We start from the raw sequence: 17,103 nt of genomic DNA, 5'->3' as shown, positions 1-17,103 counted from the left end.
CTACAGCTATCCTTGAAACGTTCCGCCCAAACTATATCGATCTCCGGGATGGACGAGTTTGGCATAGGTGACTGTTTTTCCCTCTGACCAAGTACGCCGTCTTAGCAACAAGCAGGGTGTTGCTTCGGTGATTTTTAGTAATTCAGCCTGATTTTTCTCAGGAGCAACTGCAAAGATGGTGTGTTCTGCATTATCCAGCGGGGCGACTTGGACCAAATAGTCGTAGGGAGTGATGTTGCCAAAATCTTGATTTAGATAATCGGGAGCTGCAGCAGGGTTTATATAGCGATCTTCCAGCTGAATAGGTGTCCCGTTTTCCTTGTGAAGAATAACAGAATGGTAAACCGGGGAATTTAATTCCAGATTCATCACACCCGCAACGTTTGCAGAAGCTTGTTCTTGTGTAAGTAGGATGACTTCGTTGCTATATTGGCTATTACGAGATCTAACCTCCTCTGCGATGCTTTTTATTGCAAGTACTGCGGATTGGGGACGGGGTTCTGCAACAAAAGTTCCTGCGCCTTGAACACGCATCAACCAACCGTCTGAGGTGAGTTCCCGTAAAGCCCGGTGAATCGTCATACGTGACATATTCTGGCTTTGGGTTAGTTCGTTTTCTGACGGTATTTGAAATCCTGGTTGCCACTGGCCAGATTGAATATGATTGATAATGTACTCTTTTACCTTCTGGTAAAGAGGTACTTTTTTATCGCAGCTCTCGGCATCCATTATATGTCCCCGCACGCTTTAAGCGTTATTGATCGTTTCTTGTTATTATTAATAATAAAACTATAGATGCATGGTTTTACAGCATATTTCCAGTCGAAACTTACTCTTCAACCGGAAATACACTGTATTTGTGTCAACAAGTTGCTTCAATTTGGAACTTTAAAAGAGCAATTTATCATTATAATCAAAGCTTGGCAGGAAATCGGGTGGAGAAATTGAGTTAAATGTTCCATCCCATACGAGGTTTTCTGCTGCATCAAGATCGTCGGCAAAATAACGGTCCTGTTCGAAGAAGGCGACGTCTTTGCGCAATCTTACCATAACAGTTTCAAGTGTTGGTGATGTCTTTAGTGGCTTGAGAAAGTCAATGCCTTGGGCTGCTGATAATAGCTCGACAGCCAAAACACCGGACGTATTTTTTGCCATATCAGAAAGACGTCTCGCGGCAAAGGTTGCCATGGAAACATGATCTTCCTGATTGGCTGATGTTGGCAAACTATCCACACAGGCCGGGTGAGCGAGGGATTTATTCTCGGACGCTAAGGCTGCTGCGGTAACCTGTGCGATCATAAAGCCAGAGTTAAGGCCGCTTCCCGCAACAAGGAAGGGTGGCAATCCTGACATTGAGCTGTCCATCAAAAGAGCAATACGGCGTTCAGACAAAGCGCCCATTTCCGAAATGGCAAGAGCAAGGACGTCAGATGCCATGGCCACAGGCTCAGCATGGAAGTTGCCGCCTGATAGGATGTCGCCCTCTTTTGTGAAGACCAGTGGATTATCAGACACGGCATTGGCTTCGCGTTCGAAAATGCTGGCTGCAAAACGCATATGGTCCAAACAGGCACCAAGAACTTGGGGTTGGCAGCGAAGAGAATAGGGATCTTGAACCTTTGAACAGTCTGCGTGGCTGTCTTTAATCGGGCTACCATCCAGAACTGTTCTGAAAACAGATGCGATGTCAGCTTGTCCAATTTGACCCCGCGCTTCTTGAATACGGGGATCAAAGGGAACATGTGATCCTTTGGCCGCTTCAACACTCATTGCACCAACAAGTGTGCTGGCATTCATCAGGTTTTCTGCTCTGAACAGGCCAACAAGGGCTAAGGCTGTCGAAACTTGAGTTCCGTTCAACAGGGCGAGGCCTTCTTTGGGACCTAGAACCATTGGCTTTAACCCAATGCGCTCTAAACCTTCTTTGGCGGGCATAATCTCGCCTTTATAACGGGCTTTTCCTGCACCGATTATCAAAGCGGACATATGGGCGAGGGGAGCCAAATCGCCAGAGGCACCGACGGATCCTTTTGATGGAATACAAGGGTAAAGACCTTCATTGTAGAAGGTGATCAGGTAATCAAGAACTTCCTGTCTGATACCTGAGAACCCTTGGGCTAATGATGTGACCTTGAGTGCAAGAATCAGGCGAACAACTTCATCATCAAGCAATGGACCCATACCAGTCGCGTGGGACAGCACAAGATTACTCTGTAATTCTTCTAGCTGCTCATCATCAATGCGTGTTGAGGCAAGGCGCCCAAAACCGGTATTGATGCCATAAACGGTTCTGCCATCTCTAAGCACATCGCGAACTGTTTCGGTTGAAGCTGCTATTTGCGCTTTGCAAGCGGGATCTAGTTCGATCTTTACATCATCAAATGTAAGGGCGCGAAGAGTTGAGAGGGTTAATTGACGGGGTGTCAGGACTAGTGATTTCATTTATCTGACTCCATAGGAAGGTCGAGATTGTTATCTCGAGCACATTTTTTAGCAATTTCGTATCCGGCATCTGCATGACGCATAACACCTGTTGCGGGATCATTCCAGAGAACGCGGCCTAATCGTTTGTCTGCGGCTTCTGTGCCGTCAGCACAGATAACCACCCCGGAATGTTGTGAGAAGCCCATGCCAACACCGCCACCGTGATGTAAGGATACCCATGTCGCGCCACCCGCAGTGTTTAGAAGCGCGTTAAGTAAAGGCCAGTCTGACACAGCATCAGATCCGTCCATCATGCTTTCGGTTTCGCGGTTCGGGCTGGCAACCGACCCTGAATCAAGGTGATCGCGCCCAATAACAACGGGTGCTTTAAGCTCGCCATTACGCACCATTTCGTTAAAGGCGAGGCCAAGTTTATGACGTTGCCCTAGTCCAACCCAGCAAATACGGGATGGAAGCCCTTGGAAGTGGATACGCTCACGCGCCATATCCAGCCAGTTGTGTAGATGTGGATCATCCGGAATAAGTTCTTTGACCTTTTGATCCGTTTTATAAATGTCTTCTGGGTCACCGGAAAGTGCAGCCCAACGGAAGGGGCCTATACCGCGACAGAAGAGGGGGCGAATATAGGCTGGGACAAAACCCGGGAAATCAAAGGCATTTTCCACACCTTCTTCCAGGGCCATCTGACGGATATTATTACCGTAGTCAACTGTCGGGATGCCTTGTGCATGGAAATCCAGCATGGCTTGAACTTGGACAGCCATGGATTTCTTTGCTGAAGTTGTTGTGCCTTTGGGATCTTTTTGAGATCGCTCGACATACTCCCCCCAGGTCCAACCTTGCGGTAGGTAACCGTTAAGGGGATCGTGTGCTGAGGTTTGGTCGGTTACAATGTCAGGGCGTACACCACGTTTGACGAGTTCAGGAAAGATATCCGCTGCATTGCCAAGCAAGCCGACGGAGATCGCTTTTTTGTTGGCAACCGCGTCATTGATAATGTTAAGCGCCTCATCCAGATCACTACATTTTTTATCCAGATAACCTGTGCGAATCCGCATATCAATACGGTCTTCTTGACATTCAACCGCCAACATAGAGGCGCCAGCCATTGTTGCGGAAAGAGGTTGGGCACCGCCCATACCACCAAGGCCTCCAGTTAGTATCCAGCGACCAGAAAGATCACCGTTATAGTGCTGACGCCCTGCTTCGACAAAGGTTTCGTACGTACCCTGAACAATACCCTGGCTGCCGATATAGATCCATGACCCTGCGGTCATCTGGCCGTACATCATCAGGCCAGCTTTATCCAGTTTGTTAAAGTGTTCCCAGTTCGCCCAGTTTGGAACAAGGTTGGAGTTGGCAATAAGAACACGAGGGGCATCTGAATGCGTTGGGAAAATGCCAACGGGTTTACCGGATTGTACAAGAAGCGTTTGATCGTCTTTGAGTTTCTTTAAGCTCTCGACGATTTTATCGTAACATTCCCAGTTTCGGGCCGCGCGGCCAATTCCGCCATAAACAACCAACTCTTCCGGGTGTTCGGCGACATCCGGATCCAGGTTGTTCATCAACATTCTAAGTGGGGCTTCACTCAACCAGCTTTCGCATGAAAGTTCTGGGCCATGTGGCGCGCGGATTGTGCGTGTGTTCTTTTTCATTTGTTCAACTTTCCAACTTCGGAATATGTATATACAAAATAACTTGTCTATACATCTTGTCAATATCCTGAATATCGTAACCGCTGTTTTTCCTTTTCTGTTTCGGATATAAGGTGAAAAGCTATTGAGAATGCATGCGTTTTGTTAAGTGGAGCTATTGGTGAGTTTTCCCCCGGATCAAAGAGAACAACAGAGAATCGCCTTTATTAGGAATGCAGGCTGGGAGGGTGCAACGATTGAGGCTTTGCCCGTTGATGCCTCTGCGCGATGTTATTTCAGGTTGTCCAAGGGCGATGAGACAAAAATCGTTATGGATGCGCCGCCGGGCATTGCGGAACCCGTTGCTGTATTTGCGCAGGTTGGGCGGCATTTATTATCCTGTGGGGTTTCGACCCCTGTTATTCATCATGAAGATATCGAAAACGGCTTTTTGTTGTTGGAAGATTTTGGTGTTAATACCTACGCCAAGCTTTTGAATGCGGGGTGGGAGGAAGAAAAGCTTTATGAGCTTGCTGTTGATGTATTGGTTACAATGCATTCATCCGAAAGGCTGGCTCAAATTGATATGCCGCCTTATGACTTGGCTTTTTTGATAAAAGAAGCACTTATTATGGCAGATTGGTATATACCGAGCGTAAAGGGCGAAGCTTTGTTTGCTGAGGTGCGGCAAGCCTATATATCTTCCTGGTGCAAAGTTTTTAACGCTCTTCCTCTGCTTCCGACTACTTTGGTTTTACGAGATTTTCATATTGATAATCTTATGATTTTGGACGGACGTGATGGTGTTGCATCATGCGGTTTGTTGGATTTTCAGACTGCTGTGCTAGGTGTTGCGCCATATGATCTGATGTCACTGGTTGAAGATGCCCGCCGTGATATTAATGAGGGGCTGCGAACAAGGATGATCGACCGTTATCTCAAAGCAATGAAAATTGACAGGGATAGTGAAGAGGGTCAGGGCTTTATGTCCTGGTATTATGTTCTTTCTGCACAGCGTCATGCTAAAGTCTTAGGATTATTTACACGTCTCTATTCTCGAGACCAGAAGGATGCCTATCTGAGACATGTAACGCGTGTCAGCAGTTTGATGGATAGCTCTTTGCAAAATAGTATTCTAGAACCTGTAAAGAGCTGGTTTGATAAATATTTTCCGGATTTTGTTGTTGAGTTAAAAGCTGAAACAATTGACCAAGAAAAGGTTATGAAGTCAGCAGCTCTAACGGAAGGGTTTCCTGTCTCGCTATCTTAGACAATTTTTGTCTCTTTGAGGGCGTGGGAGCTTTTGGTAAGGCATGTCATGCCTGTGGCGTTCATGTAGGGGAAAAGCTATGCCATCAATTATTTCTGCCCAATCCCATGTTTGTTATGGGCATGTCGGGAATTCTGCGGCGGCATTTCCGATGCAGAAGCTCGGTGTTTCTGTGCATTCAGTTCCAACGACAATTTTATCTAATCATCCCGCACACGATAGCTTTTATGGAAGGGCTGTGGAGAGTGATCTTTTAGAGGATCTGTTTTCCGGGCTTGAAGAACGCGGTGCGTTTCATGAAAGTGCAGGGTTTCAGAGTGGCTATCTTGCGACGTTAGAGAACGGATATGTTATTGAGAAAGCCGTAAAGCGCTCTAAAGTCTGTAATCCACAGGGATTATATTGCCTTGATCCTGTTATGGGGGATGTTGGAAAAGGTTTTTTTGTTCAGGCGGGCATACCGCAGTTAATTACAGATAAACTGTTGCCTTTGGCTGATATTATAACGCCAAATAAATTTGAGTTTGATAGTCTTACTGCAACGAGTTGTCTGAACCATGGTGATATGGTCGCCGTTGCCCGCAAGCTCATGAATGATTTTACTTTACGTTGTGTGGTTGTCACTTCTGCAGATTTTACAGCAGATTCTACGGGTGAAGAAACAACACATACGTTGGTTGTTCGTCCAGATGGAGCAATGTTGTACTCTACGCCATTCTTACAAAATGGCCCTTCGGGAACTGGGGATCTTTTTACAGCTATGTTTATAGCCAGAATACTTCTTGGGCAAAATGAGATGGATGCTGCTGAGTTATCTTTGAATGCTGTATACTCCATAATAAAGCACACAGTGGCGTCTGATTTAAGAGAGCTTGATATAATTACACATCAAAAGTGTATTATAAATGCAAGTGATATAATCACACGAAAAAAAGTGTAGATATAAAATTTATTTTTCTTCCTGGATTTATGTTTTTCTCGTTTGGAAGGGCAATAAGATCTTTATTTTATAGGGTAAAATTCTTCTTTCGTAATAATTTTTTTTCAATTAAATATTTGATTTTGTTGTTATAAATTCTTTTCTGTGCAAGAGATGATTTCCTGTTTCATCGAGTGTTCCATCGTCTGCATTGTATTTAACTAATAAAAAGTGTTAAATATTAAAAAATTTCATTTTTACTTGTAATTTTTTCAAAATGTGTCATCTATTCACTGTGAGTTTATGTGATTGAGAAAATAATTTCTCATGATTGTGTGTGAAATAAGTGTGAGGGTGTCATGGATCACTTTCCGATTTTCCTGTCTCTTAAGGGGCAGAAAGTTGTTTTAGTTGGCGGCGGCGACTTAGCTGCAAGGAAACTGCGTTTGCTTCGTAAGGCTGACGCAGCAGTAACTGTGATCGCACCTACACTCTGTCCAGAGATTCAGGAACTGGTTGCGCAGGCTGATGTTGATCATCTGGCGCGTAAATTCCTGAATGATGACGTCACAGGCGCAAGCCTTGTTTTTGCGGCAACTGATATTGAAGATATTGATGCGGCAGTCGCGAAGGCTGCGCGAACACAAGGTATTAAGGTTAATGCCGTAGATCGTCCTGAGCTGTCAGACTTCATCATGCCTGCGATTGTTGATCGCTCGCCGATTGTTATTGGTATTTCCAGTGGTGGTTCTGCACCAATTCTTGCACGTAATCTTCGCGAGAAAATTGAAGGGATGTTACCCCCAGCGCTCGGACGTCTTGCCTCGTTTGCGGACAGTTTTCGCGGGGCGGTAAAGGGAACCATATCCAGCGGTAATGATCGTAGAAAGTTTTGGGAAAATTTCTTTGATGGCCCCATTGCTGAGTCTGTTCTGTCTGGGCGTGAAGTTTCTGCCCGCGAGAGTATGCTTGGGCTGATTAACCGGAACTGGAAACAGGAAAATGCCACTGGTCATGTTGCCATCGTTGGTGCTGGCCCGGGGGACCCGGATCTTCTTACCTTTCGCGCCATGAGGTTTATGCAACAGGCTGATGTCGTTGTGTATGACCGACTGATCAGTGATGAAATTCTCGACTATGTGCGCCGTGATGCAGATCGTATTTATGTGGGCAAAGAACCGGGGCATCACAGCCATACCCAGGACGAAATTAATGACATTCTTGTTCGTGAAGCACGTAAGGGGCTGCGCGTTGTTCGTCTGAAAGGCGGCGATCCATTTGTTTTTGGTCGTGGTGGTGAAGAAATGGATGTACTGCAATCTGCAGGGATTGAAGTTGATGTTGTTCCGGGGATTACGGCTGCGGTTGGTTGCGCAGCAGCATCGGGCATACCGCTGACCCATCGTGAACACGCATCGATGGTCACTTTTGTGACTGGGCAGACGGGTGATGATATGACCGCAGCTGATTGGTCGAGCTTGATCAACAGTCGCCAAACATTGGTCTTTTACATGGGGCTTAAGAATGCCGGGCAAATATCTGATCGCTTGATTAAACACGGTCAGGACCCAAAGACACCAATTGCGATCATCGAGAATGGTACGCGTATTGATCAAAGGGTTCTTCCCGGACAGCTTTTTGATGCTGCTGAGATGGTTAAGCGACATCAGGTGACTGGTCCTTCACTGATCGTTATCGGATCAGTTGCGGCCTATGCCGATACATCAGATTTACAGCAGATTACGACTGCTGCGATGGAAAATACAAATACGGCTTCCTTTTTGAATGAAGTCGCCGTTGCCGCGCAATAAGCGGCACGTTTTGGAGAGAGTAAAGAATATGTCATTGCAAATTATGACTGCGAACAGACTGCTTGGTGGTGGTGTTGTTTATTTTGGTGAAGATGCAGAATGGACAGATCATTTTTCATCTGCAAAGGCCGTTGAAGATAAAGATGGCGAAGCATTGTTGTTGGCCGAGGCTGAAAAAGCAGAAGCGAACCAGATTATTGTTGGTCCTTACCTGATTAAAGTGGGGCGCAATGAAGCAGGTCTTCAGCCACTTTCAGTCAAGGAAGGTATTCGGGCAAAAGGCCCAACCGTTGAGTATGGTCATAATACTCCGGCGAATTCATCGGGGTCAGTTTCATCCGGGTCAGTTAAGGAATAACGCAATGTATCGCTATGATGAATTTGACTATGATTTTGTTCAACAACGTGTTGCTCAGTTTGGGGATCAGGTAGAACGCCGTATCGAAGGTGATTTGACCGAAGATCAATTCAAACCGTTGCGTTTGATGAACGGTCTTTATCTGCAACTACACGCCTATATGCTCCGTGTTGCTATTCCTTATGGGACTTTCAATTCCGTTCAGATGCGCAAACTGGCTCATATTGCCCGCAAGTATGATCGTGGCTATGGTCACTTTACGACGCGTCAGAACATTCAATATAACTGGCCAGTGCTTAAGGATGTTCCTGCTATTCTCAAAGAACTTGCCGAAGTTGAGATGCATGCGATCCAGACCAGCGGTAACTGCATAAGAAACACAACGTCTGACCAGTATGCTGGTGCTGCAGCTGACGAGATTGAAGATCCGCGGGTTTACTGCGAAATCATTCGCCAGTGGTCTTCTCTGCACCCAGAGTTCACCTTCTTGCCCCGTAAGTTCAAGGTCGCTGTGACGGGGGCAACAACTGACCGTGCTGCCATTCGTGTTCACGATATTGGCTTGGCGATTGTTAAGAACGATGAAGGTGAAGTTGGCTTTGAAGTTCACGTTGGTGGTGGTCAGGGTCGTACACCCATGATTGGTAAGGTCGTTCGTGAATTCCTGCCCAAGGAACACCTGTTATCTTATCTTGAAGCCATTCTGCGTGTGTACAACCAGATCGGTCGTCGTGATAACAAATACAAAGCGCGTATCAAAATTCTGGTGCATGAAACAGGCATTGATGAAATCCGTCGTCTGGTCGAAGAAGAGTGGAACCGGATCAAAGATACGGCGTTAAATCTACCGTTGGAAGAAGTTGATCGTATTAACGATTACTTTGCGCCACCAACTTTTGAAACGCTTGATGCGACATCTCGTTCGTTCGAAGTAAAACGCTTTGAAGATCGTGGCTTTGCAACTTGGGTGCGTGCGAACGTTATTGCGCATAAGAAGTCGGGCTATGCCATTGCGAATATCTCGTTGAAACCTGAAGGGGAAGCGCCGGGCGATATTACGGATGATCAGATGGAAGTTGTTGCTGATCTGGCAGAAAAGTATAGCTTTGATGAAATTCGGGCGACACATGAGCAAAACCTTGTTTTGCCACACGTGAAGCTTGACGATCTTTATGATGTTTTCCTTGGTTTACAAGAAGCAGGCTTGGCAACAGGAAATCTTGGCTTGATTTCTGATATGATCGTCTGCCCTGGTCTTGATTATTGTGCCCTTGCAAATGCACGCTCAATCCCGGTTGCTCAGGCCATTAGTAAGCGTTTTGCTGATATAGAGCGTCAGTATGATATCGGCGAACTAAAGCTAAAGATTTCTGGATGTATCAATGCCTGTGGTCATCACCACGTCGGTCATATCGGTATTTTGGGTGTGGATCGTAAAGGTGAAGAGTATTACCAGATTACATTGGGTGGAAACGCGAACGAAAATGCTGCGATCGGCAAAATTATCGGGCCATCATTTGCCTATGATAAAATTGTCGATGCGGTTGAGACTGTGGTGAACACCTACTTGGAAATCCGTGACGGTGCCGAGGAAAGTTTCCTTGATGCTTATAACCGGGTTGGTATGGCTCCGTTCAAGGAAAGACTTTATGCTTAAGGCATCGACCTTGTTACAAAAAGAAGGAAGCGCACGAGAGCGTTTGGAAACGACAAAATCTCGCGCAGCAGAATTGCTGGACAGTGTTCGGAATTTGTCGACCCATGATGCTCTTGTCCGACTCATTGAAGATGAATTTAAAGGTCGCGTTGCTCTTGTTTCTTCTTTTGGGACAGAGTCAGCAATCCTTTTGCATCTTGTTGCTCAAGTTAATCCAAATACGCCTGTCATCTTTATGGATACAGGGAAATTATTTGGTGAAACCCATCGGTATCGACGGCAGTTAACAGAGTTTCTGGGGTTAACAGATGTGCGCCAGATCTTGCCCGAAGAAGCGAAGGTTTCTGAAAAGGACCCCAAAGGTATCCTTTGGAATCAAGATACAGATATGTGTTGTTGGGTACGCAAGGTCGAGCCTATGAACCGTGCGCTTGATGATCTTGACGCCTGGATTTCCGGACGTAAGAGGTTCCAGTCTGTAACACGTGCCAAGCTGGAGCTTGTTGAAGCAGAAGGCTCTCGAATTAAAATCAATCCGCTTGCCTATTGGGAGCGTGATGAGATTACGGCTTATTTCAACAAGCATAACCTGCCGCGTCACCCGCTAGAAGCTGATGGGTATCCATCAGTAGGCTGTATGCCGTGTACGGATAAGGTTGAGGCAGGCGCAGACCCAAGAAGCGGACGTTGGAAAAATCAGGATAAGACCGAGTGTGGTATTCACTTTCTGGATACAGGTGCCGCAAGGAATACGACCGCATAAGCAAGCCAGCTTTTGTTGATTAAAGTTTAACCTAGCCATCGCTAGCATAAAGTCCTTAGAAGTGTTTAGGACGTACTAGTCAGGCAGATTGAAAGAAAAGAGAGTAAAATGCCGCTCATAAAAGATGGACGTCAGATTGCTGATAAATGGACCAAGCTGGATAACGAGGCTGAAGTTCCTGCCGAAACTTCTGTCATCGTGTCGCTTGACCGCTGGAACAGTGAAAAAGAGACTTTGCTTGACCGCGGTCTGGAACTTGGCGTTTTGTTAGAGAGCAATGAGTCGCCTGAGTTGATCGAAGATGATTTAAATAAACTCTCTTTGGTTGCTTTGAACTTTCCGGCCTTTGGCGATGGCAGAGCCTATTCCTATGCACGTATTCTAAAAGAGCGTTATGGGTTTGAAGGGGAAGTCAGGGCTGTTGGTGATGTGTTGTATGATCAGATCCAGCTTATGCAACGCTGTGGCTTTGATACTCTTGAGATCGGAAGTGATGCGACGCTTCGTTCTTTGAACCGGAATAAGTCAGCCGATGTGAATGTGTTCTACCAACCTACTGGGGATGGTGAAACAACGGTGTCTTCATTGCGTAAGCGGTTGATCGAAAGCCATAAAGAACTGGGCTACAACAAAGCGTCTTAATTTTTTCTTCAGTCATTTTGACAATTGGCTGATCACTGGAGTGCGTTATGACTTATGTCGTTGCGGATAATTGCATCAAGTGCAAATACATGGATTGTGTAGAGGTTTGTCCCGTAGATTGCTTCTATGAAGGAGAAAACACCCTCGTAATTCATCCTGATGAATGCATTGATTGTGGTGTTTGCGAACCTGAATGTCCGGCAGAAGCGATTTTGCCTGATACTGATCCAGAAGCAGAAAAGTGGCTGGAAATGAATACTAAGTATGCAGAGATCTGGCCAAATATCACCGAGCAGGGACAACCGCCTGCTGATGCAGATGAATTCAATGGATTGTCTGGAAAATACGAGAAGTTTTTTAGTCCCAATCCCGGTGGTCAGGAAGCAGAAAAAAAAGCTGGTTAATTGCACCGCTGATGATTGTAGAAGGGCATCCATTCGGGTGCCCTTTTTTCATTACGGATATAGGGGCGAAACCTGGGTGTTATCGGTTCCTTTACCATTCTGGGATATTAAGAAAAAGATAGCCGTACGAAATGTGTGGTTTCCTTTTGTCCTGAAGCCACGGAAATTTTGATATGCTTGGTATTTTAAAAAAAATGTATCTCCCGCTGATTATGGGGGGGGTATTGTGGGTTGGACCCGTTCTTGCTGAGTGCCAAAAGCCAAGTTATGACCCACCAAAATGTACAAAACAGTATATTGAAATTCAGTTTTTAGACGCTAAAGATTTTGAGAAATGCAAAAGAGAAGTGACATACTTTCTTGATAGCTTGGATATTTGGTCCAAATGTATTGAAAATGAAGCGCGTTTAAAGGGGGATGAGGCTATCAAGCTCTTTAATTGTAAGGTCAATGGAACAGCTAATTGTCTCGAGATCTCTGGGTAGAGCGCATAATCCTTTTCTTGTCTAAGTTCTAGATATCTCAGAGATAGTAATGATATAAGCCTGTTATGACTGGCTTACCCATAGATTCCGTTCTTCCACAAGTTGCGCAAAAGCTTGCTGAAAAAAACTCGCTTGTGCTTCAAGCCCCCCCTGGTGCCGGTAAGACAACAGGGGTTCCTTTGCATCTTCTTCATTCAGATTGGCTTGGTGATAAAAAAATTATCATGCTTGAACCTAGGCGTCTTGCGGCGCGAGCTGCTGCGACCAGAATGGCAGAGATTTTTGGTGAGGATATTGGCAATAGGGTTGGTTATCGTATCCGACTGGAAAAGAAAGTGAGCGCCGGAACAAGGATTGAGGTCGTTACAGAGGGTATTTTAACCCGAATGCTCCAAAACGATCCTGAACTATCTGGTGTCGGGTTGGTCATTTTTGATGAGTTTCATGAACGCAGTTTGCAAGCGGATTTGGGACTTGCACTTTGTTTAGAGGTTCAGGCCGCACTTCGGGACGATCTTCGGATTTTGGTTATGTCTGCGACGCTGGATGGTCAGGCTGTTTCTCATCTGATGAATGATGCCCCTATTATCACAAGCGAAGGTCGGAGTTTCCCAGTTGATATAAATTACGGACGAGAAACGCAGCGCAAGAATATTCCGTTTGATGTGGCTGACAAGATAGAAGAGGTTCTTCAGGAAGAGGAGGGAAGTATCCTTGCTTTCCTACCCGGTGTTGGGGAAATAAAACGGGTAGAAAGTCTCTTAAACGCAAAGACAGCGACGGCCGATGTTGAGGTCTATCCTCTCTATGGTGATTTGCCTATGGCGAAACAACGAAAAGCAATCGAACCTGTCGAGAGGGGGCAACGGAAAGTTGTTTTGGCAACCTCTATTGCCGAGACAAGCTTAACCATTGAGGGCATCAGAATAATAATAGACTGTGGTTTTCGGCGAAGCCCGAGATTTGATCCTTCTTCAGGTTTAACTCGGTTGGAGACTATTCGTGTCTCAAGGGCGTCAGCTGATCAGAGAGCTGGTCGTGCAGGGCGGTTGGAACCGGGGGTTTGTTACCGGTTGTGGCCGGAATCCCAAAATGGCGCATTAACGTCACAGGATCGGCCGGAGATTCAAGAAGCTGATCTTTGTTCTCTTGTGCTTGAGCTTTTCAATTGGGGGGCAACAGATCCTGAAGAGTTAAATTGGTGCACAGTACCTCCAAAATCATCTTGGAAGCAGGCGATGGAGCTGCTCCGATCTTTAGGCGCTATTGATCAGGCTGATCACATTACAGATCACGGTAAAAAAATGTCCCGGCTTCCTGTCCATCCCAGACTTGCGCATATGCTTGTCAGAGGGAAGGAAGAGGGCGCAGGTTGGCTTGGTTGTCTTATGGCGGCGTTGTTAACTGAAAGGGATATCTTGCAAGATGGATCGACCAAAATGCAGACTGACCTTTTAGTTCGGATTGATGCTTTTACACGAAAGTCGATGGATAGAGGTTTCAAATTTGATTCTTATCGTTTGAAGCAAGTCAAACGCACAGCAGAACAATATGCCAGAGCGTTGGGTGTGAAACCGGGCACAGCTATCGATACAGAGTATGCCGGAGGTTTGGCTTCTCTCGCCTATCCTGACCGCATTGGAAAGCTCCGCAAAAATGCAGTTGGTCGCTTTAAGCTCTCTGGCGGTAAGGGGGCCGAGCTGGATGAGTTGGATCCCTTGGCGTCAAAACCTTATCTTGTGATGACAAATATTGGAGGTACAGGGGCTTCAGCGCGAGTCTATCAGGCTATTGAGGTGCCTGATAGTCAAATTCGGAAGTTTCATGCTGAAAGCATCGTGTCCGAAGATCGGGTGAGACTGGATGACTTAAAAGGTGTTTTTCTGGGGGAAAAGGTTGAACGTTTTGGCGAGGTCATTCTCAGGGCAACGCGCGTTAAGGAACCAGATCGGGACGCAATCAAACAGGAAATTCTGACGTTAGTTAAGGGGAGAGGCTTAACAATCCTTGATCCTGGTCTTGACTTTGAACATCTTTGCTGTCGGGTTATCTCTGCTGGGATGCTGGCAGAGAAGGTTGATTGGCCTGATTTTTCTACAGCTGGCTTGATCTCTAGTGTTGATACTTGGCTGTTGCCTTATCTTGATGATGTCACGACACTGAAGGCGTTACAGGCACTAGATCTTAAAAGTATTCTACTTTCATTTCTGGATTGGGATAAACGACAGTTCTTGGATGAAAACTTCCCAAGCCGGATTGAGCTCCCGACCGGGAATACAGCCAGAATCAACTATAGTGATTCAATGCTGCCTGTTCTTGAAGTCAGGCTTCAAGAGCTTTTTGGTTTATCCGTAACGCCATCAATCTTTGGCGGTCGTATTCCTTTGCGTCTCCATTTGTTATCACCTGCGCGACGTCCGTTACAAGTTACCAGTGATTTAGCCGGTTTTTGGGCCAATACCTATCACGATGTGAAAAAGGATATGAAAGGACGCTATCCGCGACATTACTGGCCCGATGATCCCTTGATTGCAGAGCCGACATCAAAAACAAAAAAGAACATGAATAAAACACGTCGTTAGGAGGTCGTGTTCTTCGAGTGTGTTTTCTTTGATAGGGGGTGGTTAAAGCTTGGGTAATTTCCGGAATTTGATTTTTAGTGTGAATTAACCTATTGCTTAAATCAGTTGAGAGAGGGTAGCGGGTTTCATGCATCCAACAAGAAGACAAAAAGAAATCTTGAAAGCAGTTCGGCAAAAAGGGTTGTGTACCATCCTTGAGCTTGCCAACCAATTTTCGGTATCTGACGAGACCATTCGGCGAGATGTAAAGCCAATGGTTAACGCGGGGCTGGTCGAAAAAGTACATGGTGGTATTATTGTTCCTGATGAAGGGCATGAGCCTCCTTTTCAGCACAGGATGGTTGAAAACCACGAAGCCAAACAAAGTATTGGTTTTGAGCTTTCAAAAATAATTCAGAGCGGTGATTCATTGATCCTGGATACAGGGAGTACGACCGCTATTGCAGCACATGCGCTGCAGGAGCACTCAAATTTGCTGGTTGTGACCAATTCCGTCGAAACGGCCCGAGCATTGGCAACCCGCAACGGGAACAGAGTTTATATAGCTGGGGGCGAGCTACGTGCCGATGATGCTGCCGCCTTTGGACCTTCTGCAATAGCTTTTATCAAGCAATTTGACGTGAAGTATGCTGTCCTGTCACTGGGGGGGGTGGACCCAGTCAAGGGATTGATGGTTGATCATCTGGAAGAGGCCGAGTTTTCACGTACCGTGATGGAACAGGCGCAAAAAACTATTGTTGTGGTCGATCAGAGTAAGTTCAATCGATCTCGTCTGGTTAAGGTCGCGCCTTTAAATGTAATTGATGTGCTGATCACTGATGGCGAACCTGATCCGGATTTGGCAGCCTGTTTACGAGACGCAGAAGTCGAAGTGATTGTGACTGTCTGAGGTTTTAAATTTTTAGTCGTAAATTATTAAAAATCATCTATCTAAAGTTTAGGCAGTTTGGATTATTCCGAACTGCCTTTTTTATTTGGCGTTGTTTAAATCCTTTAAAATCCACAATGTAGTCAGAAGGCATTATGATTCTGGTGAAAATGTTGTTTTTGTGTTGACTTGTGATGATGTATGTTGATATTTTTGGATATTGAAAGTGTTGATGTGTTCAAAATAAATAATAAAAACTCGAAATCCTTACAGGGAGTAGGTTTATGATTAAAACATCAAGGTTTGCATTGGCTTTACTAGGAAGTCTTGCACTGTCAAATTTTACAACAACAGCTTCTTTTGCTGATGTTGAATCAAATGATCCTATTAAACTGACACTACATGACTGGACGGGGCAGCTTCTGACCACCAAAATCATGGGGTCAGTTCTACAAGAAGCCGGTTATAATATTGAATATGTTCAGGCTGATTATATCGCTCAATTCGCTGGTCTCAAAGAAGGCGATCTTCACGTTGCTATGGAGATCTGGGAAACCACAGGTCGAGAGGCGATGGATGAAGCCACAGGAACGGGTAAGGTCGAGAACCTAGGCGAAACTGGTATGGTGGCTATCGAAGAATGGTGGTATCCTTCCTATATGAAAGAGGTCTGCCCAGGATTGCCGAATTGGGAAGCTCTCAATGAATGTGCCGAGGCTTTTTCCACACCTGAAACCGCACCAAAGGGTCGTTATCTTGGGGCCCCTGTAACTTGGGGTGGTTTTGATGATGAGCGTGTCGAAGCCCTTGAGATGGATTTTGAAGTTATTCATGCGGGGACAGATGCAGCCCTTTTTGCTGAACTGGAATCCGCTTATCAAAGAAAAGCACCTGTGCTGCTGTGGGTTTATGCACCACACTGGGCACCAGCTAAATTTGAAGGCGAGTGGGTCGAATTCCCAAAATATACAGCGGAATGCTATAATGATCCATCGTGGGGATCTAACGAAGATGCCGCTTATGACTGTGGTAAGCCGACAGGACCAATTTGGAAAGTTGCTTGGTCTGGTGTAAAGGACAAATGGCCTGGTGCTCATAAAGCAATTGAAGGCTTTAACATTTCCAATGATGAAATGTCTCAAATGATTATTGAGGTCGATCTGGATGGCAAGGATATAGATGCCGTCGTGAATAATTGGGTCGATGCAAATAAAGACCGTTGGGCATCTTGGATTAAATAAGATGTAGATTGCTCGGGGAAG

The 17,103-nt window shown here is 45.7% G+C and carries 15 protein-coding genes; 12 read left to right on the top strand and 3 right to left on the bottom strand.

The window, feature by feature from the left end:
* Window positions 1–6: 6 nt before the first annotated feature.
* From hutC to hutU, 3 genes are all read right to left on the bottom strand, one after another.
* Window positions 7–729 (bottom strand): histidine utilization repressor, encoded by a 723-nt coding sequence (hutC, locus tag ACN0W5_RS07265; protein ID WP_417453479.1) that lies wholly within the window; start codon window positions 727–729, stop codon window positions 7–9.
* A gap of 159 nt (window positions 730–888) precedes the next feature.
* A complete protein-coding gene (gene hutH / locus ACN0W5_RS07260; RefSeq protein WP_417453478.1) occupies window positions 889–2,442 on the bottom strand; it encodes a histidine ammonia-lyase in 1,554 nt (517 codons plus the stop codon).
* Window positions 2,439–4,103, bottom strand: a complete 1,665-nt coding sequence (hutU, locus tag ACN0W5_RS07255; protein WP_417453477.1) for a urocanate hydratase — start codon at window positions 4,101–4,103, stop codon at window positions 2,439–2,441. The genes hutH and hutU overlap by 4 nt, the downstream gene beginning before the upstream one ends.
* 160 nt (window positions 4,104–4,263) lie before the next feature.
* On the opposite strand from hutU, the gene ACN0W5_RS07250 reads away from it, so the two are divergent.
* The 12 genes from ACN0W5_RS07250 (at window position 4,264) to ACN0W5_RS07195 (ending at window position 17,082) form a co-directional block, all read left to right on the top strand.
* The gene (locus ACN0W5_RS07250) at window positions 4,264–5,352 is read left to right on the top strand and encodes an aminoglycoside phosphotransferase family protein (RefSeq protein WP_417453476.1); all 1,089 of its coding nucleotides are present in this window, start codon (window positions 4,264–4,266) and stop codon (window positions 5,350–5,352) included.
* Window positions 5,353–5,431: 79 nt separating this feature from the next.
* A complete protein-coding gene (gene pdxY / locus ACN0W5_RS07245; protein WP_417453475.1) occupies window positions 5,432–6,292 on the top strand; it encodes a pyridoxal kinase in 861 nt (286 codons plus the stop codon).
* A gap of 338 nt (window positions 6,293–6,630) precedes the next feature.
* Window positions 6,631–8,082, top strand: a complete 1,452-nt coding sequence (gene cysG, locus ACN0W5_RS07240; protein ID WP_417453474.1) for a siroheme synthase CysG — start codon at window positions 6,631–6,633, stop codon at window positions 8,080–8,082.
* 28 nt (window positions 8,083–8,110) lie between these two features.
* Window positions 8,111–8,440 carry a DUF2849 domain-containing protein gene (locus ACN0W5_RS07235; protein ID WP_417453473.1) on the top strand — a complete coding sequence of 110 codons (330 nt, stop codon included), beginning with the start codon at window positions 8,111–8,113 and terminating at the stop codon, window positions 8,438–8,440.
* A gap of 4 nt (window positions 8,441–8,444) precedes the next feature.
* Complete coding sequence (locus ACN0W5_RS07230; protein ID WP_417453472.1) at window positions 8,445–10,097, top strand: nitrite/sulfite reductase; 1,653 nt, start codon at window positions 8,445–8,447, stop codon at window positions 10,095–10,097.
* A complete protein-coding gene (locus tag ACN0W5_RS07225; protein WP_417453471.1) occupies window positions 10,090–10,860 on the top strand; it encodes a phosphoadenylyl-sulfate reductase in 771 nt (256 codons plus the stop codon). Before ACN0W5_RS07230 ends, ACN0W5_RS07225 begins: the two co-directional genes overlap by 8 nt.
* Window positions 10,861–10,968: 108 nt before the next feature.
* Entirely contained in the window at window positions 10,969–11,502 is a 534-nt protein-coding gene (locus tag ACN0W5_RS07220) for a DUF934 domain-containing protein (protein ID WP_417453470.1), read from the top strand.
* 47 nt (window positions 11,503–11,549) lie between these two features.
* Entirely contained in the window at window positions 11,550–11,906 is a 357-nt protein-coding gene (gene fdxA, locus ACN0W5_RS07215) for a ferredoxin FdxA (RefSeq protein ID WP_417453469.1), read from the top strand.
* 173 nt (window positions 11,907–12,079) lie between these two features.
* Window positions 12,080–12,391 carry a hypothetical protein gene (locus ACN0W5_RS07210; RefSeq protein ID WP_417453468.1) on the top strand — a complete coding sequence of 104 codons (312 nt, stop codon included), beginning with the start codon at window positions 12,080–12,082 and terminating at the stop codon, window positions 12,389–12,391.
* A 65-nt stretch (window positions 12,392–12,456) separates the two neighbouring features.
* Window positions 12,457–14,973, top strand: a complete 2,517-nt coding sequence (hrpB, locus tag ACN0W5_RS07205; protein ID WP_417453467.1) for an ATP-dependent helicase HrpB — start codon at window positions 12,457–12,459, stop codon at window positions 14,971–14,973.
* Window positions 14,974–15,100: 127 nt separating this feature from the next.
* Window positions 15,101–15,862 (top strand): DeoR/GlpR family DNA-binding transcription regulator, encoded by a 762-nt coding sequence (locus tag ACN0W5_RS07200; protein ID WP_417453466.1) that lies wholly within the window; start codon window positions 15,101–15,103, stop codon window positions 15,860–15,862.
* Window positions 15,863–16,125: 263 nt separating this feature from the next.
* Window positions 16,126–17,082 (top strand): ABC transporter substrate-binding protein, encoded by a 957-nt coding sequence (locus ACN0W5_RS07195; RefSeq protein ID WP_417453465.1) that lies wholly within the window; start codon window positions 16,126–16,128, stop codon window positions 17,080–17,082.
* The last annotated feature ends 21 nt before the right edge of the window (window positions 17,083–17,103 follow it).

This window comes from Kiloniella sp. (assembly GCF_048270245.1).
GTDB lineage: Bacteria > Pseudomonadota > Alphaproteobacteria > Kiloniellales > Kiloniellaceae > Kiloniella.
This window is presented reverse-complemented; position numbering and strand designations above follow the sequence as displayed.